The organism is Acinetobacter sp. TUM15064 (assembly GCF_008980265.1).
In the GTDB taxonomy this organism is placed as follows: domain Bacteria; phylum Pseudomonadota; class Gammaproteobacteria; order Pseudomonadales; family Moraxellaceae; genus Acinetobacter.
In genome coordinates, this window is sequence record NZ_BKFU01000166.1 from 1 (window position 1) to 798 (window position 798).

The 798-nt window shown below is 32.5% G+C and carries 1 pseudogene; it reads right to left on the reverse strand.

Going from position 1 to position 798, the window contains the following annotated elements:
• Nucleotides 1–160: pseudogene (locus GBI16_RS18235) on the reverse strand (RepB family plasmid replication initiator protein); the annotation flags it as partial.
• Nucleotides 161–798: the final 638 nt, after the last annotated feature.

Consider the following 798-nt stretch of genomic DNA (forward strand, 5'->3'; position numbering starts at 1 on the left):
GCGCAACAGCCATCGCATAAAGTAGAGCTTTATACTCATTAGATGATAATTCAATTGGTCTAATCAGACGGTTACTAGTGCTGACTACTCCATTATGTCGAATATTACCAATACAATAAGGTAGATGTTCTAATTCTTCTGGTTCGTTGTGATTGCTCATAAGTGGAAAGATTAAAATATTTTCTACATGTTATACACAAAAGTGGAAGAAGATGCAAACTGCTCACTATTTTCTCTTCCTTACATTAAATTAACTCAGTTTATGCCCATCAAACACCTTAAGAGTGGAAGAAGTGTCACAATTAAAGTGCAATTTTGATACTATTTAGTCTTATGGTGGAATTAATATAAAATTAAACACTTTTAAGTGACAATTCTTCCACCTTTGATAATTCATCCGTGTCGCTAAAGCAATCAATTTGAAAATAGGAATAGTCTACAGCACCACTAAAGTGGAATTAATCAACACACATTCCACTGTTAAAGTGACAAGCCTTCCACCATTCCGATATTCATGACTATTAAACATCATGTTATCAATTAAATTTTATACAAATAGTTTATCCACAGAATAAAAAACATCTAATGACAAGTCTTCCACTTTTATTTCAATAAAAACAAACTTATCAACATCACAAGCAGTTGAATTATTTTGTTTTAAATTAAAAAATCCACAGTAAAATAAATCACAATGACAATTCTTCCACCATAGTGACAAACCTTCCACTTATCGGTGACAGACCTTCCACTAATTAGTGACAAACCTTCCACTTATAGGTGACAGGGCTTCCACTTATC